At 70.6% G+C, this 21,862-nt stretch carries 22 protein-coding genes and 1 pseudogene; 20 read left to right on the top strand and 3 right to left on the bottom strand.

Annotated features, from left to right (window positions below):
* Window positions 1–19 precede the first annotated feature (19 nt).
* From hflX to RDV84_RS24580, 18 genes and pseudogenes are all read left to right on the top strand, one after another.
* A complete protein-coding gene (gene hflX, locus RDV84_RS24630) occupies window positions 20–1,318 on the top strand; it encodes a ribosome rescue GTPase HflX (protein WP_057946836.1) in 1,299 nt (432 codons plus the stop codon).
* A gap of 156 nt (window positions 1,319–1,474) precedes the next feature.
* On the top strand, window positions 1,475–2,596 hold the full coding sequence (hflK, locus tag RDV84_RS24625) for an FtsH protease activity modulator HflK (RefSeq protein ID WP_078999039.1): 1,122 nt from the start codon (window positions 1,475–1,477) through the stop codon (window positions 2,594–2,596).
* Complete coding sequence (gene hflC, locus RDV84_RS24620; RefSeq protein ID WP_057946838.1) at window positions 2,593–3,456, top strand: protease modulator HflC; 864 nt, start codon at window positions 2,593–2,595, stop codon at window positions 3,454–3,456. Before hflK ends, hflC begins: the two co-directional genes overlap by 4 nt.
* A 9-nt stretch (window positions 3,457–3,465) precedes the next feature.
* Entirely contained in the window at window positions 3,466–3,657 is a 192-nt protein-coding gene (locus tag RDV84_RS24615; protein WP_057946839.1) for a DUF2065 domain-containing protein, read from the top strand.
* Between the two features lie 600 nt (window positions 3,658–4,257).
* Window positions 4,258–5,952: a hypothetical protein gene (locus RDV84_RS24610; protein ID WP_139382058.1), complete on the top strand. Its 1,695-nt coding sequence runs from the start codon at window positions 4,258–4,260 to the stop codon at window positions 5,950–5,952.
* Window positions 5,953–6,747: 795 nt separating this feature from the next.
* Window positions 6,748–8,040 carry an adenylosuccinate synthase gene (locus RDV84_RS24605; RefSeq protein WP_057946841.1) on the top strand — a complete coding sequence of 431 codons (1,293 nt, stop codon included), beginning with the start codon at window positions 6,748–6,750 and terminating at the stop codon, window positions 8,038–8,040.
* A 257-nt stretch (window positions 8,041–8,297) separates the two neighbouring features.
* On the top strand, window positions 8,298–9,092 hold the full coding sequence (locus RDV84_RS24600; RefSeq protein ID WP_309151951.1) for an NAD(P)H-dependent oxidoreductase: 795 nt from the start codon (window positions 8,298–8,300) through the stop codon (window positions 9,090–9,092).
* A 278-nt stretch (window positions 9,093–9,370) separates the two neighbouring features.
* Window positions 9,371–11,239 (top strand): hypothetical protein, encoded by a 1,869-nt coding sequence (locus RDV84_RS24595; RefSeq protein WP_309151950.1) that lies wholly within the window; start codon window positions 9,371–9,373, stop codon window positions 11,237–11,239.
* 374 nt (window positions 11,240–11,613) lie between these two features.
* Window positions 11,614–12,291, top strand: a complete 678-nt coding sequence (locus tag RDV84_RS24590; protein ID WP_057946844.1) for an ankyrin repeat domain-containing protein — start codon at window positions 11,614–11,616, stop codon at window positions 12,289–12,291.
* Between the two features lie 57 nt (window positions 12,292–12,348).
* Complete coding sequence (locus tag RDV84_RS24585) at window positions 12,349–13,557, top strand: Tle-like phospholipase domain-containing protein (protein WP_309151948.1); 1,209 nt, start codon at window positions 12,349–12,351, stop codon at window positions 13,555–13,557.
* A gap of 26 nt (window positions 13,558–13,583) precedes the next feature.
* Window positions 13,584–13,697 (top strand): DUF6053 domain-containing protein, encoded by a 114-nt coding sequence (locus tag RDV84_RS27170; protein ID WP_425606187.1) that lies wholly within the window; start codon window positions 13,584–13,586, stop codon window positions 13,695–13,697.
* A 58-nt stretch (window positions 13,698–13,755) separates the two neighbouring features.
* Complete coding sequence (locus RDV84_RS27165) at window positions 13,756–13,830, top strand: DUF6053 domain-containing protein (RefSeq protein WP_425606343.1); 75 nt, start codon at window positions 13,756–13,758, stop codon at window positions 13,828–13,830.
* A 54-nt stretch (window positions 13,831–13,884) separates the two neighbouring features.
* A pseudogene (locus RDV84_RS27160) lies at window positions 13,885–13,968 on the top strand (DUF6053 domain-containing protein); the annotation flags it as partial.
* Between the two features lie 50 nt (window positions 13,969–14,018).
* Complete coding sequence (locus RDV84_RS27155; protein WP_425606344.1) at window positions 14,019–14,093, top strand: DUF6053 domain-containing protein; 75 nt, start codon at window positions 14,019–14,021, stop codon at window positions 14,091–14,093.
* 57 nt (window positions 14,094–14,150) lie between these two features.
* A complete protein-coding gene (locus RDV84_RS27150; RefSeq protein WP_425606346.1) occupies window positions 14,151–14,225 on the top strand; it encodes a DUF6053 domain-containing protein in 75 nt (24 codons plus the stop codon).
* Between the two features lie 57 nt (window positions 14,226–14,282).
* Window positions 14,283–14,357, top strand: coding sequence for a DUF6053 domain-containing protein (locus RDV84_RS27145; protein WP_425606347.1), 75 nt, complete (start codon window positions 14,283–14,285; stop codon window positions 14,355–14,357).
* 39 nt (window positions 14,358–14,396) lie between these two features.
* Window positions 14,397–14,489 carry a DUF6053 domain-containing protein gene (locus tag RDV84_RS27140; protein WP_425608186.1) on the top strand — a complete coding sequence of 31 codons (93 nt, stop codon included), beginning with the start codon at window positions 14,397–14,399 and terminating at the stop codon, window positions 14,487–14,489.
* Between the two features lie 532 nt (window positions 14,490–15,021).
* Window positions 15,022–15,825, top strand: coding sequence for a MipA/OmpV family protein (locus RDV84_RS24580; protein WP_057946846.1), 804 nt, complete (start codon window positions 15,022–15,024; stop codon window positions 15,823–15,825).
* An 84-nt stretch (window positions 15,826–15,909) separates the two neighbouring features.
* Here RDV84_RS24580 and RDV84_RS24575 read toward each other — a convergent pair whose 3' ends face one another.
* The gene (locus RDV84_RS24575; RefSeq protein ID WP_309151947.1) at window positions 15,910–17,280 is read right to left on the bottom strand and encodes a DUF2252 domain-containing protein; all 1,371 of its coding nucleotides are present in this window, start codon (window positions 17,278–17,280) and stop codon (window positions 15,910–15,912) included.
* Between the two features lie 191 nt (window positions 17,281–17,471).
* Here RDV84_RS24575 and RDV84_RS24570 point away from each other — a divergent pair, with 191 nt between their 5' ends.
* The gene (locus RDV84_RS24570) at window positions 17,472–18,488 is read left to right on the top strand and encodes a M28 family peptidase (RefSeq protein WP_309151946.1); all 1,017 of its coding nucleotides are present in this window, start codon (window positions 17,472–17,474) and stop codon (window positions 18,486–18,488) included.
* A gap of 65 nt (window positions 18,489–18,553) precedes the next feature.
* Here the strand turns inward: RDV84_RS24570 and RDV84_RS24565 are convergent, their stop codons facing one another.
* Complete coding sequence (locus RDV84_RS24565) at window positions 18,554–19,096, bottom strand: hypothetical protein (RefSeq protein ID WP_309151945.1); 543 nt, start codon at window positions 19,094–19,096, stop codon at window positions 18,554–18,556.
* Window positions 19,097–19,495: 399 nt separating this feature from the next.
* On the opposite strand from RDV84_RS24565, the gene RDV84_RS24560 reads away from it, so the two are divergent.
* The gene (locus RDV84_RS24560) at window positions 19,496–19,771 is read left to right on the top strand and encodes a hypothetical protein (RefSeq protein ID WP_078999053.1); all 276 of its coding nucleotides are present in this window, start codon (window positions 19,496–19,498) and stop codon (window positions 19,769–19,771) included.
* Window positions 19,772–19,862: 91 nt separating this feature from the next.
* Here RDV84_RS24560 and RDV84_RS24555 read toward each other — a convergent pair whose 3' ends face one another.
* The gene (locus RDV84_RS24555) at window positions 19,863–21,848 is read right to left on the bottom strand and encodes a serine hydrolase domain-containing protein (RefSeq protein WP_309151944.1); all 1,986 of its coding nucleotides are present in this window, start codon (window positions 21,846–21,848) and stop codon (window positions 19,863–19,865) included.
* Between the last annotated feature and the right edge of the window lie 14 nt (window positions 21,849–21,862).

Genomic DNA, 21,862 nt, shown 5'->3' with positions numbered 1-21,862 from the left:
CCAGTCAGCTTCCTGATCGATGTTCGAGCGTTCCAAAAGGGGCGAGCACGCCCTGCTGATCCAGCCTCACTCCGGCGGCGCGCCGGAGGAGGACCTGCTGGAAGAGTTCGCCGATCTGGCGCGCTCGGCCGGCGCGTCCGTGGCCGCGGTGCTGACCGCGCGCATCGACCGGCCCAACGCGGCCATCCTGATCGGCAGCGGCAAACTCGAAGAGGTCAAGGCCGCGGCCGAGGCCAGCGGCGCCGACCTGATCCTGGTCAACCACCCGTTGAGCCCAGGCCAGGAGCGCAACCTCGAACGCGCGCTGCAGCGGCGCGTGGTCGACCGCACCGGCCTGATCCTGGACATCTTCTCCCAGCGCGCGCGCAGCGCCGAAGGCAAGCTGCAGGTCGAGCTGGCCCAGCTCAAGCACATGGCCACCCGGCTGGTGCGCGGCTGGACCCATCTGGAGCGCCAGCGCGGCGGTTCCATCGGCTTGCGCGGTCCCGGCGAAACCCAGCTGGAAACCGACCGCCGCCTGCTGCAGAAGCGCCTGGAGCAATTGCAGAAGCGCCTGGACAAGGTCGAGGTGCAGCGCACCCAGATGCGCCGCGCGCGGGTGCGCAGCGAACTGCCGCGGGTGGCGCTGGTGGGCTACACCAACGCCGGCAAGTCGACCCTGTTCAATGCGCTGACCGGCGCCGACGCCTACGCCGCCGACCAGCTGTTCGCCACGCTGGATCCGACCGTGCGCCGGATCGAGCTTGCGGGCGGCGGCGTGGTCCTGGCCGACACGGTCGGCTTCGTCCGCGACCTGCCGCACGAGCTGGTCGCCGCGTTCCGCTCGACCTTGTCGGAAGCGCGCGAGGCCGACCTGCTGCTGCACGTGATCGACGCCGCCGACCCGCTGCGCGACGAGCGCATCGCCCAGGTCGACGCGGTGCTGGCCGAAATCGGCGCCGGCGACCTGCCGCAGCTGCTGGTGTTCAACAAGATCGATCGCCTCGACGGCGTCGCCCCGCGCATCGACCGTCCCGGCGAGGAGCGCCACCGGGTGTGGTTGTCGGCGCGCACCGGCGAGGGCCTGGCGACGCTGCGCGACGCCCTCGGCGAGGCGCTGCAGCTGCGCCGGGTGCAGGGCGGACTGCGGATCGCGCCGCAGGACGCGCGCCTGCGCGCGCGCCTGCACGACCTCGGCGCGGTACGCGCCGAGCAGGCCGACGAGCACGGCTGGTGGGTCGAAGTCGACCTCGCCGTGGCCGACGCCCAGCGCCTGTTCGCCCAGGCCCACGGCGAGCCGTTGCGGCCCTTGCTTGAGACGGCGGAGACCCCCACCTAGAATCGACGGGTTCGCGCGCACTGAATGCGCGCGCGACCCGCCGCGGGCGCCCCAGCGTCCGCGGACCGGCGCCGGCCCTGCCGCGGCCGGTGCCGGTGGGAACCGCCTTGCTCGCGCAGGACGCTCCGCCCGGCCTCCACTTTCTTAGGAGCAGGCATGGCCTGGAACACCCCCGGCAGTGACAATTCCGGCGACAACCGACCGTCGCGGCAACGCAAACCCCAAGGCCGCGGCCTGGACGCCCTGATCGATTCCGCGCGCGGCCTGTTCGGCGGCGGCGGCGCCGGCGGCATCCTGCGCTGGGTCGGCGTGCTGGTCGCGCTGTGGCTGGCGTTCAACTGCTTCGTGCTGGTGACCGAGCAGGAGCGCGGCGTGGTCCTGCGCTTCGGCACCTTCTCGCGCGTGCTCCAGCCCGGCCCGCACTTCAAGCTGCCGTGGCCGGTGGAGAGCGTGCAGAAGGTCAACGCGACCCAGAGCAAGGCCTACAGCGAGAACGTGCCGGTCCTGACCCGCGACGGCAACATGGTCAACGTCGAGATCAACGTCCAGTACCGGATCGAGTCGCCGCGCCAGTACCTGTTCGGCTCGCGCGCGCCGGAAGAGGTGCTCAAGCAGGCCGCGCAGAGCGCGGTGCGCGAGCAGATCGGCCGCTCCGACCTGGACACCGTGCTCGGCGCGCGCAGCGTGCTGACCACCCAGGTGCGCCAGCGCCTGCAGTCCTCGCTGAAGGACTACGAGACCGGCCTGACCGTCACCGAGCTCAACCTGCCGAACGCGCGTCCGCCGGACGAGGTCAAGGACGCGTTCGACGAGGCCCAGCGCGCCAACGCCGACAAGTCCACCGCGATCAACGAGGCCCAGGCCTACGCCAAGAAGATCGTGCCGGAAGCGCGCGGCGACGCGCAGCGCATCCGCACCACCGCCGAGGGCTACAAGACCTCGATCGTGGCCCGCGCGCAAGGCGACGCGGCGCGCTTCTCGCTGCTGGTCGAGCAGTACAAGGGCGCGCCGGAAGTCACCCGCAAGCGGCTGTGGCTGGATGCGGTGCAGGAAGTGCTGTCCAACAACCGCAAGATCGTCGGCGGCGATTCGCGCCAGATCCTGCAGATTCCGCTGACCGACCGCGGCGGCGTGCCGGTGACCCCGGGCCCGGTCAGCGTGCCGCTGGCCCAGCCCGAACTGCTGCCCTCGGTGACGGCGACCGATTCTTCGCGGTCGTCGATCCCGTACAGCGGCCGCCCCGAGCGCCCGAAGACCCGCGATGAGGTGATGCGATGAGAGTTCCTGCCCTGATCGCAGCGGGCGTGGCCCTGCTGCTGGCCCTGCTGGGCTCGATGTTCGTGGTCAAGGAAGGCCACAGCGCGATCGTGTTCCGCCTCGGCACCGTGGTGCGCGAGGACGTCGCCCCCGGCCTGCGCTTCAAGTGGCCGCTGATCGAAACCGCGCGCACCTTCGACCGCCGCCTCAACGTGCTGCCGGCCGAGCCGGAGCGCTACCTGACCGCCGACAAGCTCGACATCAGCATCGATTTCTTCGCCCTCGGCCGGATCGAGGACATGCGCCGCTTCTTCCAGGCCACCGGCGGCAACGAGGAAGTCGCGGCCGAGCGCCTGAAGCCGATCATCCGCGACGCGCTGCGCAACGAGATCAACTCGCTGAAGCTGCTCGACGTGGTCAAGGGCGACCGCGAGGCGGTGATCGGCAAGCAGCTGACCGCGATCAACCGCGGCGCGGCGACGCTGGGCGTGAAGATCCAGGACATCCGGATCAAGCGCATCGACCTGCCGCAGGACAGCAACGTGCTGCAGTCGGTCTACAACCAGATGCGCTCGCAGCGCCTGCAGGTCGCCAGCCAGCTGCGCGCGGAAGGCTTCGAGCAGTCGCAGGCGGTGCGCGCGGCGGCCGATCGCGACAAGACCGTGCTGCTGGCCGAGGCCGAGCGCGACGCCCAGCGCCTGCGCGGCGAAGGCGACGCCGAGGCCGCGCGCCTGTACGGCGATGCGGCGTCGAAGGACCCGTCGTTCTTCACCTTCCAGCGCAGCCTGGATTCCTACCGCAAGGCGTTCGCCGACGGCCAGAGCGTGATCGTGCTCGACCGCGACGATCCGTACCTGCAGTACCTCAAGTCCGACCGCTGAGGCCGGCCGATGGCCGGCGAAGTGTGGCGGGCCTTGTGCCTGGTCGTGGTGCTGGAAGGCCTGATGCTGTTCGTCGCCCCGGGCGGCTGGAAGCGCGCGGCGGAACAGCTGCGCTCCTTGCCCGATCCGCACTTGCGTGCGGTCGGTGGGATCATGGTGGTGATGGCGCTGACCGGCTTGTGGTGCCTGCGCCTGGGGTGATTCAGGCGGGCCTTCGGACCCGCTGCCGACCGACCCGCCCGAACAACGGATGGGGCAAGGCCTTCAGGCCCGTCGCTTTCCGATCCGCGGCAGTGTCGCGACTTGAGCCGAGAGCGTCGGGGCTGAAGCCACTCCCACAAAAGCCGATGCATGACAGCCCCGCTGTTGTGGGAGGGGCTTCAGCCCCGACGCTCTTCGATCCGGCCCGAAGCGAGCTGCCACGACGGCCGCAACGACGAAAACGCCGCGCAAGCGCCTCGCGACCGCGGTCATGCGCGCGCCACGACGCGCATCGCAGTTCCTTTCGTATCGCCGCGCGCGCTGCGAATCCTTCCCCGCGAGTCCCTGAAACGTCCTGATTTCGCCCTGTCGCCGCGACCCGGGCGCGGCTAGACAGTGGGCGGCGAGGCATGCGCCGCCGCTGCACGACGGCGCCGCGTGCGGGTGCGATGCCATCCACCGGCAACATCCCCGACGGCCTCGCGGCCGTCGCAGGCGCGCTTGCGTCGCGACGGAATCTCATCCCACTTCAGGAGAACCGTCATGAAGGATTCTGAGCGTAGCCGTTTGCTTCGTCGCAGCGCGTTGGCGTTGGCCTTGATGTCCTTGACCAGTCCGGCCTGGGCGGCCTGCCTCGGCCTGGGCGTGCCCAAGGCCAACAATCTGTACCTGATGTTCGCCAACACCGCGACCCCGTACCTGGAGTTCGGCCAGCTGCCGAATTCGCCGACCAGCCCCGCGCAACCGTTCGCGCTGTCCGGCATCCCCAGCTACGGCGGCACCGCAGCGGCTCTGCAGACCGCCGTGCAGTCGGTGGTGGAAATGGATTTCTGCGAGTTCAACGTGCGCGTGCACGCGACCAACGCGTTCCCGCCGGCCACGCTGCCACGGCGCAACATCGTCGCGGTGACCACCCAGAACGCCATCGCCGACGGCCTGCTGTCCAAGCCGCAGCGGCTCGACACCGGCGACCTGTACCAGGTCGATTACTCGTACGTGTACGGCGGCACCTTCCAAAGCTGGCTCGGCGGCAGCGGCGGCGCGCTCAACGGCATCAACTCCACGGTCACGCGCTGGGCCAACGCGCTCGGCGGCTCGGCCGCGCTGGCGGCGGCCAACAACTACGGCGTCAGCAACTCCACCACCGTGCGTCCGGGCGAGGACAGCGCCTCGCGCCACATCATGTCGACCGGCGGCGCGGTCACGCCCGAGGATCGCGTCGGCTATCGCCGCCACTTCAGCGACACCTCGTTCTCGGTGCTGGCCAGCAACGTCGGCCTGTCGTTCAAGACCATGTGGAACTGGGACCTGGTCAATCCCAACGCGCAGACCGCGCACGCGCTGGAGATGACCGTGCTGTATCCCAGCGCGACGCCGCCGGTGATCGGCTGGTACTACGGGCAGTCGCCGGCCGAGTGCCATTCGCCGTGGAAGACGCCGACGGTGACCGGCCCGACCGGCCCGGCCCAGGCCTTCCACGACGGCATCTATTACCCGTACACGGTGCGCTGGGATACGCCGAATCCGTATTGGGGCAACGGCCCCTGCACCGGCGCGACCGGCGCGCCGGGCCAGGCGATCGGCGGCGCGTACTACCACATCGGCGCGACCTTCACCGACATCGATCCCAACACCACGGCGATCAACGCGCTGGTGGTCAAGGACATCCGCCTGTACGGCGCGACCAACAACCTGCTCTCGCTGAAGCCGCGCCTGCACGGCCTCGACGCCGGCACCTTCGATCCGTTCGGCAGCTTCCGCCTGAGCGTGTTCAATCTCGCCGAGACCGCGACCTTGCTGCGCAACGTGGAACTGCGCGAGTTGCCGCGCGTGGTCGGACTCAACGAGATGGTGGTCGGCGGCCGCATCGCCGACGCCAACGGCGAAGAGTTCCAGCCCTGGAACAGCCGCACCCTGGTGCGCGAGGCCAAGTTCGACGTCGGCCAGAGCCTGGCGATCCCGGTGGCCAAGGTCGGCCAGCAGCGCCACGTCAGCGAGGTGATCACCGCCGAGGACTGCCAGCGCCAGCGCGCCGGCGACGCCATCGCCGATCCGGCGCCGGTGCCGTGCACGCCGCGGGTCAACGTCGACCTGTTCCCCTCGACCACGCTGTACCTCACCGCCGACACGGTCGAGCCGAACGCCACCTTCTGGGACGCCAAGCAACGCAAGTACGTGACCGGGCCGCTGAGCACGCGCACCTACTACCAGGTCACCGGGCGGCGCCTGGACCAGAACAAGAACGGCGTCGACGACTTCATCGACGCGCACGCGCCGGCGGCGCAGGCCAAGTGAGGGCCCGGGCGTCGAGAAGTTGAGCGTTTCGTACGCCGGGCGCGTCGCAGCGCCCGGCGCAGCGGGCCCGGCGCAAGGCCGGGCCCGCGTTTTCGCGGCCCGCCACAGGCCGATGCGGAAGAGCCACCTGCCCGACATCGTCAGGTAAAGGCGCAGGGCTAGCGCCGGTGCTCGGCGAAGCGGCGCGCGCGCGTGGGGGCCGGCGGTGCGCGGGGCCGTGCCGCCGGCTGCGGCAGCCGTCGGCGCGGAAGAAGCGGGGAGGGTCGGCATCGCAGCGGCTCCGGGCGGGCGTGGCGCGTGCCGGAACGGTCCGGCGGCCGCCCCGGCGCGGCGCTGCGGGGCCGGCGCAGTCTCGCAGCGGCGCGGCGCGGCGCGCGCGGGGCGGGCAGGGCGACGGGCCGCGGTTGCGGAGCGACGGGCTGCGCCCGGCGGCGATGGACGGGGGCGCTGCGCTCGGGCCGAACGCGCGCTCGCGCGGTCCGGGCGCGCGGCCGCGGCCCGGAATGCCCCGAATCCGAGCGGCGCGGCGGCCTTCGCGTCCGACAAGCAACGGCCCGGCGGATCGTTCCGATGCGCCGGCCCCGGACGCGGCGCGCCCCAGGCTGAGCCGAATCTGTCCGCTGGCCCGCCCGGGGTGGCCTTGGCCGCCCGAAACCCGGATAATGCACAAAAGCCGGCCGGGGCCATCCCCGCCGGCTTTTTTCCGTTCATGGCCCTGTGGCGCGGCGAGGACTGCGACTGGGCGTGGGCGGACCATGCGGCGTCCGCCGCTTTCACAGCTAGGAGTTTGGACTCATGGGTCAGTCAGTCGTCGTTCTCGGTGCCCAGTGGGGCGATGAAGGCAAGGGCAAGATCGTCGACCTGCTGACCGAGCAGATCGGCGCCGTCGTGCGCTTCCAGGGCGGCCACAACGCCGGCCACACCTTGGTCATCGGCGGCAAGAAGACCGTGCTGCACCTGATCCCGTCCGGCATCCTGCGCGAAGGCGCGCTGTGCCTGATCGGCAACGGCGTGGTGCTCAGCCCGGCGGCGCTGCGCAAGGAGATCGACGAGCTGGAAGCCACCGGCGTGGAAGTGCGTTCGCGCCTGAAGATCAGCCCGGCGACGCCGCTGATCATGCCGTACCACATCGCCCTCGATCAGGCCCGCGAGAAGGCCGCCGGCGGCAAGGCCATCGGCACCACCGGCCGCGGCATCGGCCCGGCGTACGAGGACAAGGTCGCCCGCCGCGGCATCCGCGTCGCCGACCTGCATTACCCGGCCCAGCTCGCCGAGCTGCTGCGCAGCGCGCTGGACTACCACAACTTCGTGCTGACCAAGTACCTCGGCGTGGACGCGGTCGACTACCAGAAGACCCTCGACGAGGCGCTGGAATTCGGCGAATACGTGCAGCCGATGAAGTCCGACGTCGCCGGCATCCTTCACGACCTGCGCAAGCAGGGCAAGCGCGTGCTGTTCGAAGGCGCGCAGGGCTCGCTGCTGGACATCGACCACGGCACCTACCCGTACGTGACCTCGTCCAACACCACCGTCGGCGGCGCGCTCGCTGGCACCGGCGTGGGCGCGGACGCGATCGACTACGTGCTCGGCATCGCCAAGGCCTACGCCACCCGCGTCGGCGGCGGCCCGTTCCCGACCGAACTCGACGACGAAGTCGGCCAGGGCATCCGCGACCGCGGCCAGGAATACGGCGCCACCACCGGCCGTCCGCGCCGCTGCGGCTGGATCGACATCGTCGCGCTCAAGCGCGCGGTGGCGATCAACGGCATCACCGGCCTGTGCATCACCAAGCTCGACGTGCTCGACGGCATGAAGACGCTGAAGATCTGCATCGCCTACGAATACCGCGGCAAGCGCACCGAGTACGCGCCGCTGGACGCGGCCGGCTGGGACGAGTGCACGCCGGTGTACCTGGAGTTCCCGGGCTGGGACGAGAACACCCACGGCATCACCGAGTGGGACAAGCTGCCGCCCGCCGCGCGCGCCTACCTGCGCGCGCTGGAAGAGCTGGCCGGCTGCCCGCTGGCGATCGTCTCGACCGGTCCGGACCGCGACCACACGATGGTGCTGCACGATCTGTGGAAGTAAGCGCGCATCGCTGAAACACGAGAAAAGCCCCGCGAATGCGGGGCTTTTCTTTTGCGCGGCGCGCGAGGGCGCGCGATGCTCGAAGGCTAGCGGCGCGCGGCGCGCACCGGTCCGCCGCCGCTTCCCGCTGCCCGCGATGGCGGCGCCGCAGCGCGCCGGATTGGTTCCAGCCGCTCTACATTGAAACCGCCGCGCCGCGCCCAGCCGGCGCGCGCGGCTGCCTATTCTGAGTTCCCCGATCACACCGCGGCGCTCTCATGAACAAGCACATCCTCATCGTCCACGCCCACCCCGAACCGGCGTCGCTCAACGGCGCGCTCAAGGATGCGATGCATGCGCATCTGCTCGCGCAGGGCCACAGCGTCGAAGTCAGCGATCTGTATGCGATGGGCTGGAAAGCCGCGGTCGACGCCGCCGATTTCCCGCAGCGCGACGCGTCCGCGCGCTTGCGCGTACCGAAGGATTCGCATGCCGCCTTCGCCGCCGACGCGCTCACCGCCGACGTGCGCGCAGAGCAGGACAAGCTGCGTCGCGCCGATGCGCTGATCCTGCAGTTCCCGCTGTGGTGGTACTCGATGCCGGCGATCCTCAAGGGCTGGTTCGACCGGGTCTATTCCTACGGTTTCGGCTACGGCGTGGGCGAGCATTCCGAGCGCCACTGGGGCGATCGCTACGGCGAGGGCACGCTGGCCGGCAAGCGCGCGCTGGTGTCGGTCACCGCCGGCGGTTGGCAGCCGCACTATTCGCCGCGCGGGATCAACGGGCCGATCGACGACCTGTTGTTCCCGATCAATCACGGCCTGTTGCATTACCCCGGCTTCGACGTGCTGCCGCCGTACGTGGTCTATCGCAGCGACCGCGTCGATGCCGGGCAGTTCGCGCAGGCGCGCGACGGGCTGCTGCGGCGGCTGGACGGGCTGTGGAGCGATGCGCCGATCGCCTACCGGCGCCAGAACGGCGGCGACTACGCCGTGCCGTCGCTGGAGCTCAAGCCCGGCCGCGAGGCCGGCGGCGAACGCGGCTTCGGCTTGCACGTCGCGCCGGCGGCGTAGGGCGGGCCGCGCCTCCAGATGAGTCATGTTGCTGAACCCCTGCGGCCGTTCCACGCCTAGGCAGAAGCCCAGGGCGAAGCACATAATATTTGTGCTGTTCGTCACATTTTCTGTTTAGTTCGTTCAGGCGGCAATCGCCGCCCACCCCGCGGCGCCGCGCTCGGCCGAGCGCGACGCGCTCCCGCCCTGCAGCGGGAGGCGGTTGGGCGCGGCGGCGTACAGGGGGAGTCCAGCGACTCATGAGCATGTCTTTCGGGCGCGGTCCGCGTGGACCGCGCATGGCTTTACTCGCCGCGTTCCTGGCGGTGGCGGCGCTGTCGCCGGCCCAGGCCCAGGTCCAGCGCACCTTCGTCAACCTCGGCTTCGAGCAGCCCGACCTGGGCACGGGCGCCTGCGTCGGCTACTTCGCCGGCCCGCAGCAGGTGACCGGGTGGAACACCACCCATCCCAGCCGCGCCACCGGCGGCTGCGGCATCGTCGCCAATCCGGCCAACGGGCCGATCGTCGAGTTGTGGGGCAACAGCTTCAACAACACGCCGGCGCGCGCCGGCAAGCAACACGCCGAACTCAACGCCGACCAGGCCTCGCGGATCTACCAGAACATCTGCCTGACCAACAAAGAGGTGATCCGCTGGCGGTTGAGCCATCGCGGCCGCGATTCGGCCACCACGCCGGACGTGATGAGCTTCGGCGTCAACGCGTCGGGCAGCACCGCCACCGCGGTGAGCAGCGAGATCGCGCGCATCGGCACCACCAACAACGGCACCGACCGGGTCGATACCGCCGGCACGCCGTCGTCGGCTATCCAAGGCACGATCGCCATCGGCGGCACGGCCAACGGCTGGCGCGATTACAGCGGCAGCTTCACTTACAACGGCACCACCGGCGTGCAGCAGGTCGGCTTCGCCGCGCTGAGCAGCAGCGGCGGCATTTCGCTCGGCAATTTCCTCGACGAGATCCAGGTCACCCTGAGTCCCTACATCGAATTCGACGCGGCCAACTACACCGTGCGCGAAGGCCAGAGCGCCGGCCTGCCGCGGTTGCGGGTGATCGGCACCGTGCCCGCCGGCGGCATCGTGGTGCCGGTGCGCATCACCGGCGGCAGCGCGACCCGCGGCAGCGACTACACCGTGTCCAGCGGCAACGGCGACATCGTCAATGTGTCGATTCCGGCCGGCACCTACGACAACGCCACCTTCGACCTGCCGATCGCGGTGATCGACGACACGATCATCGAGGACAACGAGACCGCGACCTTCCAGGTGCAGAGCGACGCCAACGTCTACACCTTGGCCTCGACCACCACCTGTTCGACCAACGCTTCGGCGCAGGCGAGCGCGACGCTGACCATCGTCGACAACGACGTCGATCTGCGCACGAGCAAGCGGGTCGACAACGCCGCGCCCGCGGCCGGCGGCACGGTCGCTTACACCGTGACCTTCCTCAACAACACCGCGCGTCCGACCGTCGGCGACGCCAGCGCGCACGACGCGTCGGTGAGCCTGGCCGACGCGGTGCCGGCGGGCATGACCTTCACCTCCTGGACCTGCACGCCGATCGGCAGCGCGAGCTGTCCCGCGGGCAGCGGCACCGGCGCGATTTCCGCCACCGCGATCCTGCCCGCGGGCAACGCCGCGGCCGGCGCCGGCCTGACCTACGCCATCCAGGCCAAACTCGCCGACGGCCAGTGCGGCGCGATCGTCAACACCGCGACGGCCACCGCCAACGCGCCGTTCGCCGAGGGCGCCTCGGCGCAATCGGGGTTCGTCACTCCGGCGCCGGGCGGCAGCGCCGACAACAGCGCCAGCGTCAGCGTCGATCCGCAGTGCGTGTCGCTGTCGCTGAAGAAGGACGACGGACGCGGCACCTATACGCCCGGCGGGCAGAGCGATTACCTGCTGACCGCGTGCAACCCCGACGGCCCCGACGCGGCGGCCGGCGCCAGCATCAGCGACAACCTGCCGCGCGGCGCCAGCCTGCGCGCCGGATGGTCGTGCCGCGCGCTGTCCAGCGGCGGTTCCTGCCCGGCCAGCGGCGGCGCGGTGGGCGATACCGCGGTCCAGGTCGGCAATCTGCAGTTGCCGGTCGGCGCCTGTGTCGAGGTGACGGTGCCGGTGCGCTTCGGTGCGGCGCCCGGGGATTACTGAGGCGGAATCGACGGCCGCCCGCGATCCGGGACGGGACGCATCGGCAATCGGCAATCGGAACGGCGGGGCGCGAGCCTCGCCGTTTTGCGTTGGGCGGCGGCGAACGGCCGCGAGGCGGGTCGCTGGGTTGCGTGCGACCGAGGCCGCAAAACGGCAGACACGGACCCGGGCGGACGTTTTATTCAGCTTTTGCGCCAAAAGTGTGATCTGGTTCCGGCTACAGCGCCCCCTGGTTCTTGTTAGGCTCCTGAAGCCACGGTACGTGGCCGTATGTCGTTTCGCGCAACGGTAGGGGAGTACCGTCGCGCCGCAGCACCCTCCCGCCGCGCGGCGGGCCTCGGGGAAAGTCCGTCAGGTACTCAGGAGGAGTCGCTATGTCCGAAGCACAGCCGCAGTCGCTGGCTGCCCAGGTATTCGCCGATCCGGTCGCGGCCGAGCTCGCCGACGCCGTCGCCGCGGGCGACCGCGCCGCGATCCGCCGCCTGGTCGAGCGCGCGCCGGCCGCGTTGTCCGCGCGCGGCGACAAGAACGTGACCCTGCCGGAGTGGGCGGTGTTCAACCAGAGTCCGGAAGGGCTGGACGAATTGCTGGCGCTGGGCGCCGACCCGTCGCGGCCCGGCGTGGACGGTTCCACCGTCGTGCATCTGGCGGCGATGGCGCGCGATCCGGTCTACCTGGAAACGCTGCTCGCGCGCGGCGCCGATCCCAACATCGAGCACGCCCACACCGGCGCCGCGCCGCTGGCCGCGGCGTTGATGGGCGATCGCGAAATCCAGTTCCGCCGCCTGCTCGCCGCCGGCGCCGATCCGCGCCACGTCGACCGCATGGGCAACACCGCGCTGCACGTCGCCGGCAAGGTCAACCAGCCCGACCTCGCGCTGGAACTGCTCAAGGCCGGCACCGACCCGCATGCGCGCAACGCCCAGAACGTGAGCTTCCAGCGCTATGCGTTCATGACCCCGCCGAGCCTGCTCAGCGCCAAGGCGCGCGCCGACCGCGAGGCGCTGGCGGCGTGGATGCGCGAGCGCGGCATCGCGTTGGAAAGCGCCTGATCGCGCGCGACACCCTTTCAGGAACACGGTACGCCAAGGAATTCAGGAGACCGCAGCATGAGCCAGCAGACCGAACCGACCGCCGGCGCGCAGCCGCCGCAGTCCTTCGCCGACCAGGTGCGCGGCACCCAGGCCAAGCCGATCGACAAGACCCTGTCGCGGCTGATGGACGATCTGTACGACCAGGGACCCGGCATCGACGGCTTCAAACCGCTCGACGCCGAGCAACTGCGCGCCAAGGGCATCGACCCGGCGACGCTGGAGAACAAGGATTCGGGCTTCCTCGCCCGCATCTACGGCGACGAACACGGCCACTACGTGCTGGCCTATTCGGGCACCGACGAGGGCAAGGACTGGCTGACCAACTTCCGCCAGGGCCTGGGCTTCGAGGACGCGCAGTACAACCAGGCCATGGCGCTGGCGCGCGAGGCCAAGGTCGCGTTCGGCGACGAAGTGGTGATCACCGGCCATTCGCTCGGCGGCGGCCTGGCCGCGGCGGCCTCGATCACCAGCGGCATTCCGGCGGTGACCTTCAACGCCTCCGGCGTGCACGACAAGACGCTCGAACGCATCGGCATCGACGCCGACGCGGCCAAGCAGGAGATGGCCGACAGCGGCCAGATCCGCCGCTACGCGGTCAAGAACGAAATCCTGACCGACCTGCAGGAGCACAGCATTCCGCTCAAGTGGGCGATGCCCGACGCGGTCGGCCACAAGATCGAGCTGCCCGATCCGGACCCGCAGTCGTTCTGGCAGAAGCTCATTCCCGGCAGCGGCATCAAGCACGGCGTCGACATCCACTACATCGAGGCGGTGATCAAGGCGCAGGAGATGGCGACGCCGGGCGAACGCGGCCACGACGCCGGCCGCGCCGCGGCGGCGACCGGCGCGCGCGAGGCCGGACGCGACGCCCTGGCCGACGCCGCGCACCCGCACAACGGCATGTACCAGCAGGCCTTGCACGGCCTGCGCGGCCTGCCGCCGGGCGCATTGGAGTTCGGCGGCGAACAGGGCCTGCGCAACGCCGCGACCCACGCCGCGCTGGATGCCGGCGGGCAGGGCATGCGCAACATCGACCACATCATCGCCGGCCGCGACGGCCGCGGTTTCTTCGCGGTCGAAGGCGGCCTCGACGACCCGAGCCACCGCCGCGTCTTCCTCGACCAACAGCGCGCGGTCAGCGAGCCGCAGCACACCGCAGCGGTGCAGCCGCAGCCCGAAGCGGCGCCGGCGCCGCAGGAAAGCAAGCGGGCGGTGATGAACTGAGCGGCGCGCTGGCGGAAGGCCTGCCGATGCAGCGGCAGGCCTTTCGGGCCGTAGTGCCTGCTGCTGTGGGAGGGCCTTCGGGCCCGATGCTTTCGGCTCAGGTCGCTGCGTCGCATCGGAAAGAAAAGCGTCGGGGCTGAAGCCCCTCCCACAGCGACTTCGCCGCCGCCGCCGTTGTCGCGGTGTCGGCCCGCTGTTGTGGGAGGGCCTTCAGGCCCGACGCTTTGGGTTCAGGTCGCTGCGTCGCTTCGGAAAGAAAAGCATCGGGGCTGAAGCCCCTCCCACAGCGACTTCGCTGCTGCGTCGTCGTGCTGGTGGCCCGCTGTTGTGGGAGGGCCTTCAGGCCCGATGCTTTCGGCTCAGGTCGCTGCGTCGCATTGGAAAAAGAAAAGCATCGGCGCTGAAGCCCCTCCCACAGTGACTTCTTCGCCGCCGCGTCGTCGCGCTGGCGCCCCGCTGTTGTGGGAGGGCCTTCAGGCCCGACGCTTTGGGTTCAGGTCGCTGCATCGCATCGGAAAGAAAAGCATAGCGGCTGAAGCCCCTCCCACAAAGACTTCGCTGCTGCGTCGTCGTCGCGCTGGCGCCCCGCTGTTGTGGGAGGGCCTTCAGGCCCGACGCTTTCGGCTCAAGTCGCTGCGTCGCTTCGGAAAGAAAAGCGTCGGGGCTGAAGCCCCTCCCACAAAGACTTCGCTGCTGCGTCGTTGTCGTGCTGGTGGCCCGCTGTTGTGGGAGGGCCTTCAGGCCCGACGCTTTGGGATCAGGTCGCTGCGTCGCATCGGAAAGAAAAGCGTCGGGGCTGAAGCCCCTCCCACGAAGACTTCGCTGCCACCGCCGTCGTCGTGGTGTGGCCTGCTGTCGTGGGAGGGCCTTCAGGCCCGATGCTTTCGGCTCAGGTCGCTGCGTCGCTTCGGAAAGAAAAGCATCGGGGCTGAAGCCCCTCCCACAAAAGCCCCTCCCTTCGCGCATCGCTCCGCACGCCTGCGTACGGCGACAGTTCGAAACGTTGAAGCGTTCGCGCGACAGGTCGCGTTCGTTCTCTTCGATCCCTGCGCCTCGTCACCGACGCTCTCTCGTCCGCCTCGCACGCATCCCTGCCCGGATCGGCGAAAGCTGAGCGGCAGTTATCCGTTGCGCGCAAAAAACCGCGCGGCCGGTCTCGCGGTTACAAGTCGCGCACACTTTGGCGCATCGCATCGGGTATTCCGTGAGCGCGGTCGCGTCCGGACTCGAAGCCGGCGCCCGCGCGCAATGCAAATCGCACGATTGCCTCCGTACAGTTCCACCCGCACCGTCCGTCGTTCGCCGTCGCCGCGCCCAGGCGCGCGCGGGGCGAACGCCGCGCCGCTGCGGAACGGTTTAAACAACTCTTAAAACTCCGAAGTCAGCATCGCGGCGGCGAGCGCTCGTCCGCTGCGGCGCTCGGCTGTCCCGCGTCCTTCCCCACTCAATTAGGAACCCTTGTTCATGCGCATCGTTCGCATCGTTCCCTTGTTGTTGCTCTCGTTCCCGCTCGCGCTATCGGCCCAAGTCCGCAAAGAAGGCGAGGAGCGCGCCGACATGGCGCCGGCCAACTGGAGCGTCGGCATCGCCGCCGGCAGCCGCAACGAGCTCTACGCCGGCGAGGGCAACCACACCCGCGTGATTCCGTTCTTCGGCTACGAGGGCGAGCGTTTCTACCTGCGCGGCATCACCGCCGGCTATTACCTGGTCAAGAGCGACGAATTCGCCTTCGACGTGTTCGTGGGCGGACGGCTGGACGCGATGGACCGCAAGGATTTCGGCCGGCGCGAGCTGGCCAAGCGCGGCATCGACCGCGACCTGCTGTCCGATCGCGACGACAGCGTCGACGCCGGCGCCTCGGTCAGCTGGCGCGGCAGCGCCGGCGAACTGCAGCTGGAGGTCAAGGCCGACATCCTCGACGTCAGCGGCGGCTACGAGGCCGACGTGAGCTATCGCTATCCGATGCAGGCCGGCGAGTGGCTGCTGACGCCGGCGGTGGGCGTGAGCTGGATGTCCAAGGACCTGGCCAACTACTACTACGGCACCCTGGACAAGGAAGTGCGGCGCGGCGTGGTGAGCTATCGCCCCGGCAGCGTCACGATCCCGTCGGTGAGCCTGACCGTGGCGCGGCCGTTCGCGGAGAAGTGGCGCTTCATGGCCAACGTCGGCTATCAGGTGCTGCCGGACGAGATCAGCGACAGCCCGCTGATCGCCGAGGACACCGACGGCGTGGCGCAGGCGTTCTTCGGGGTGGTGCGCAGCTTCTGATCGCTGCGGACCGCCACCGCAACCCCTCTCCCGCATGCGGGAGAGGGGTTTGAGCAGCGTTGCGTCCGCCGTCGGCGACAGCGCTCAGTACAGCGGCGTTCCGGCCTCGTAGGCCTCCACGAACGCCTCCCAATCCAGCTCGACCTGCGCGGCGTACGCGAACGCGAACGCGCGGATCTCCGACTTCAGCCCGCTCTTGCTCGTCACCGCGTCGCTGACCTGCTTGTCGATGCTGTAGCTCACCACCGAGCTGTCGTAGTCCTGGTCGGCCAGCGCGTGCGCGCTCGCCAGCGCCTGGCCGAGGTAGCCCGCGGCGGTGTCGAGCTTGCCGGCGCTGTCGAGCTTGGCCGGATCGAAGTCTTCCTGGAACGGCGACTTTTCGTGCACGTAGAACGGCACCCCGGCGACGCTGGCGTGGCCGATCAGGACCTCGGCGTTGCTCACCTGGGCCTTGGCCGTGCGCGCCACGCGCAGGCCTTCGTGGCTGTCGTAGGCGCTGGCCGGCAGCCGGCCCGGCGCGGCCGCGGCGACCGCGCTGGCGGCTTCCTGCTTGAACTCCAGGATCACGTCGTCGGACGTCGACGAGGTCGCGCCCTCGATCAAGACGTAGTAACGCGCGCGGCCGAGGCTGCCTACGCCGGAACCGAGCTTCTGGCGCGCGTCCTTGAGCGTGTAGAACGCGGCCGGATAGCGCTTGGACGCGGCGATCGAGGACACGTAGCCGGCCATCGCGGTGTTGACCGCGCTGTAGGTCGGCGCCGGCAGCGCGACCAGGTTCGACAGCGCCTGCAAGCGGCGCGCGCCGCCGCTGACCGCGGTGTACTTCGACAGCAGGCTGGCGCGGGTCTTGCCGTCGGCCTTGTCGATGGTGTCGTCGACCGCGCCGGTGGTGGTGTCCTTGTCGAGGCGGAAGCCGCTCTCGCCGTTGTTGCCCTTGAACTCGCCCATCTGGTCGACGTACTTGCCGACCAGGGTGTCGATGGCGGTGCCGATGGCGGCGTCGCTGAGGCCGTTGTCGCGGCCGGCCAGGACCATGCTGGCGGCGAGCCGGCGCAGGTCCCACACGTATTGGCCGAGATAGCCTTCGTCGAAGTCGGCGACCTTGAACACCGCCTTGCCGCTGCTGTCGCGCGCGGCGTCGAAGTTGCCCAGGTGCATGTCGCCGCCGATCCAGGTGTAGCCGGTCTGCGCGCTGGCGTAGGCCGAGCCGGGCAGGGTGGCCATGTCCTGGAAGAACAGGTGCGCGGTGCCGCGGTAGAACGCGAACGGGCCGGCGGCCATGGTCGCCAGCTTGGTGTCGAGTTCGCCGCTGGCGCTGGCGGCGTAGGGATGGTTGTGGTCGCGGATCTGCTGCACGACCCAGCTCTTGCGCGCGCTGGCGGCGTCGGCGGGGACCTGCGCGCAGGCGGCGCAGACCAGGGCGAGGGCGAGCAACGAGGTGCGGATCGACGGCATGCGGGCAGTCCTTGGAAGAGCGCCGCGCGGGCACGGCGGCGCGGCCGAGTCGACCACCGGCATGTGTCAGTGGCGTGAATCGGGCCGCCGCGGCGGCCGGGGCCGCGGTGCGCGACTGGCGCGGCGGCGCGAAATCGGGTTGCATGGCGCCAGGACTCACCACGGCGAAAGCCCGAACAAGGACGCTCTGAATGAAATGGCTGCGCCGATTGTCGTTGCTCCTGGCCCTTCTCGCCGCGGCGGCCGCGGCGTTGTTGTTCGCCGTGGTCCAGCCCGGAGTGAGCCCGCGTCCTTCCGCGCCGCCGGCCGCCGACGCGCAGCGCCTGCGCGAGGACGTGAAGCGGCTGTCGGTGGACTTCTATCCGCGCAGCTACGACGTGCCCGGCCAGCTCGACCGGGTCTCGGCCTGGCTGCACGACGAGTTCCAGCGCGCCGGCGCGCGGGTGAGCTATCAGCCGGTGACCGTGGAGGGCCAGGCGTATCGCAACGTGGTCGCGCGCTTCGGCCCGGACGAGGGACCGCTGCGGGTGATCGGCGCGCATTACGACTCGTTCGCCGAGACCGGGATCGACAGCGGCGACGAACGCGGTTACTCGTTGTACACCCACACGCCCGGCGCCGACGACAACGCCAGCGGCGTGGCCGGCCTGCTGGAACTGGCGCGCATGCTCGGCCGCGCGCCGCCGTCGCGGCCGATCGAGCTGGTGGCCTACACGCTGGAGGAGCCGCCGCACTTCCGCAGCGAGCACATGGGCAGCGCCTGGCATGCGCGCGCGCTGCGCGCGTCCGGACGCGAGGTCGAGTTCATGCTGTCGCTGGAGATGATCGGCCGCTTCAGCGACCGCCCCGGTAGCCAGACCTATCCGGTGCGCGGCATGCATCGCCTGTATTCGGATCGCGGCGACTTCGTGGCGGTGGTCGGGCGCATGGGCGACTTCGGCCTGAGCCGCAAGGTCAAGGCGGCGATGGCCGGGGCCACGCCGCTGCCGGTGCATTCGATCAACGCGCCGCCGCTGCTGGTGCAGGGCGTGGACTTCTCCGACCACCGCTCGTACTGGGGCGAAGGCTTCCCGGCGCTGATGATCGGCGACACCGCGTTCCTGCGCAGCCGGCGCTATCACCAACCCGACGACACCTACGAGACGCTGGACTACGCGCGCATGGCGCAGGTGGTGCAGGGCGCGTACGCGGCGGCGACGGGGCCGTAGCGCGGTGGCGCCGGGCGTCGCCGGCGCGGCCGATCGAGGCATCGAACGGCCGCTGCATCGGTAGATCAATCGATGCGGTACACCCGCGCCTTCGGCATGTCCTCGTCGACCTGCAGGAACCAGCGCCCGGCCACGCCCGGCACCACCACGATCTCGGGCTTGGGGATCGGCTTCTTCAGGCTCATGCGGCCCTTGAGCACCTTCCACTGCTGGCCGTTCTCCAGTTCGAACACGGTGCCCGGCTCCCAGCCGGCGACATCGTGTTTGAGCCGGCTCTTGATCGGCTCGTCGTTGAGGCCGATGAACTGGCCCGCGCCCGGGCTGCGCTCGCGCGGCGCGCCGGCGCCGACTTGCGGGCCGGCGTCGTCGGCCTCGGCCTCGGCCGGCGCGGCGGCCGCGACGCCGGGCGCCGCGCCTTCGCTGGCGTCGGCGTCGGCGTCGCGCAGCATGCGGTTGAGCTTGGCCAGTTGCTCCTCGCTCAGGCCGACCTCCTGCAACTGCTGCGGGGTCAGCCGCCGCTCGATCTCGACATAGGGTTTGCGCGCCTGCGCAGCGAAGGACAACAGCAGCAGGGCCAGCAGCACGGACGCGAGCTTGAACGGACGCATGGGGGAATCGCCTGGAGGGAGAGGGGCGGGTGGACAGGTCCAGTGCCGGGACCGTGGCCGCGCCGCTGTGCGCAATTTATGGCTGTTTCGTGACAGCGCTGCGACAGCGTCCGGCTCGGTCGGGAGCGACCGCGGTCCGCGCAGTCGGCCGCGGTCGCACAGCCCGGCGGTATCGGCCGTGACCGCGGCCGCCAAGCGCGGGTGATCGAGCCTATGGCGCGGCCGCGACCGCCGCGGCGCGGGTTCAGCGCGGCGGTCACGAAGCGCGGCGCCGATCGCTACCGCGGTCGCGGAACCGGAAAACGCTTCGCCGCGCGTGCGCGCGGTCATGCTTCGCCGCATCGCCGTCTGGCTAGCGTGTGCCGCCGCCGATCCGGCGGTGTCAGGAGGACAGCCCCCATGAAGCACCTTTCCAAGCGTTCCGCGCTCGCTCCGCTGCTGCTCGCCGCGGCCCTGTTCGCGCCGGCGGCCTCGGCCGAACCGCATACCAACCTCGTCTACGGCAGCGGCGCCTGGGGCGACGAAACCACCGCCACCGTCATCGCCATCAACCAGGCGATCACCGTGTGCCAGCAGTCCGGCGGCAGCGTGCTGTTCGGCTATACCGTGGTCGCGCGCCAGTTCATCCATCCGAACTGGGGCATCACCGTGGCGATCCGCTGCCAGTATCCCTGAGCGCGGCGCGCCGCGCGCCGGCACGCACCCGGCGCGAACACGACGAGGGCCCCGCACGGGGCCCTCGTCGTGCTTCGGGCACGAGCGAGCGCTACAAGCGCCAGCCCAACACGTTCCAGTGCCACGCCGCCCACGCGGCCAGCGCGAACGCCAGCACCGCGGCGACATGGCGCAACTTGCGCCAGCGGCCGAAGTCGCGCGTGCGCAGCGCCGGCCACAGCAGGACGACATCGACCAGCGTCAACAGCAGCGGCAGCGTGCCCAGCCACAACGCCGCGCGCAGCGAACCGCCCGGATAACTGAAGACCGCGGCGTTGCCCGAAGCGACCAACTGCGCCAGCGCGACGCCGAAGGCGAGCGCGAACGCGATCCAGGCGCCGGCGGTCAACGCCAGCCAGCGCGCGCTGCGGTCCGCCGCCGCATCCGCGCGCGGCTGGCGCCGGCGCAGCCATTGCCCGCTCAGCACGCCGAGCGCGGCCAGCACGGCCAGCGCCAGCGAGGCATACAGCGTATTGGCGCTGTCGAGCGCGCCGGCGCGGTCGAACACGTCGTGGCCGTAGGGCGAAACGAAGCCGACCACGCGGCCGTTCTCGCGCAGGAACACCAGCCGGTCCGGACCTTCCACGGCGCGGAACACGTCGGGCTTCTCGGCGACCCAGCGCGAGGTTTCCTCGCCGGCCGACAGGGTCAGATAACCGTCGGCGGTGACGCCGATCTCGGCGTTGGTCGCGGTCAGCAGTTTCTCGAAGCGGCGGTAGTTGCGGCGCTCGCCGAGGTAGCGGCCGAGGTAGGGCTGGGCCGCGGCGGCCGCGCCCGGCGCGGGCAGCGCGGCCGGGCGCGCGCGGGCGAAGTAACGCTGCAGCAACAGCCCCGGCAGTTCCGCGGCCAGGCGCCGGCCGCTGTCGGTGTTGGTGGAGACGAACACGCCGAAGCCCAGTTCCGGCACCGCCACCAGGTTGGAGTGGAAGTACAGCGTGGCGCCGCCGTGTTCCAGGCTCAGCACCTCGCCGTAGCGGTGGCGGAAGAAACCGTAGGCCAGGCCGGTGGCGTCGGGCGCGGTGGCGAACAGCGGCGCGCCTTCGAGCCGGGCGAACGCCGTCGCCGGCACGATCCGGCGGCCGTCGAGTTCGCCGCGGCCCAGCAGCATGCGCAGGTAGCGCGCCATGTCGGCGGCATCGCTGGACACCGAGCCGGCCGGCGCGAGTTGCGCGATGTATTCGAACCCGCGTTTCTCGAAGCCGCCGCTCTTGCGCTCGTAGCCGTCCGACCACAGCCCGGCGAAGGCGGCGCCGCTGTCGCGCGGGTCGTGCGTGCCCAACGGCTCGCGGAAGGTGGTGCGCTGCATGCCCATCGGCTGGAACAGGTCGCGTTCGATCAGCGCCTCGAACGGCATGCCGGCGACCTGAGCCAGCACCGCGCCGAGCAGGGCCACGCTGTAGTTGGAATACACCGCGTGGGTCCCGGGCGCGCGCACCCGCGCCGGGCGGTGGCGTTGCAGGTAGTCGGCCAGGGTCAGCGCGTGCTGCGGGTCCTGCGCGAACAGGTGGCCGAAGGCGGAGTCCTCGTAACCGGCGGTGTGGGTCAGCAGGTGGCGCAGCAGCACCGGCGGGTAGCCGTCGTCGGGCAGCTTCAGCGCCGGCGGCAGGTAGTCGTTGACCGGCGCGTCCAGCGACAGTTTGCCGGCGTCGATCAGCTTGAGCGCTTCCAGGTAGGTGAAGGTCTTGGACACCGAGCCGATCCGGAACAAGGTCGCGTCCGCCGTCACCGCGCGCGCCGGTTTCTGCCCGGCCATGCCGTAGCCGCGCAGCAGCAGCGGGCCTTGCGCATCGACCACGGCGACGGTGACGCCGGCGATGCCGTAGCGGCGGCGGTAGGCCTCGACCACGCCGTCGACGTAGGCGCCCAGGTCGGCCGGGTCCAGGCGCGCGGCGGCGGCCGGCGTCGAAGGCGCCACAGTTGCCGGCGCCGCCGTCGGTGGCGCCGCGGGCGTCGCGGGCGTTTGCGCCAGCGGCTGCGCGCCGACGGAAGCGGCGAGCGTCATTGCTGCGGACAGCAGGTAAGTGCGGAGACGGGACAAGCGCATGGCGTCCT

The sequence above is a fragment of the Lysobacter yananisis genome (assembly GCF_031199375.1).
GTDB lineage: Bacteria > Pseudomonadota > Gammaproteobacteria > Xanthomonadales > Xanthomonadaceae > Lysobacter > Lysobacter yananisis.
The sequence above is the reverse complement of the archived record's forward strand: the minus strand, read 5'-3'. Positions and strand labels throughout refer to the sequence as shown.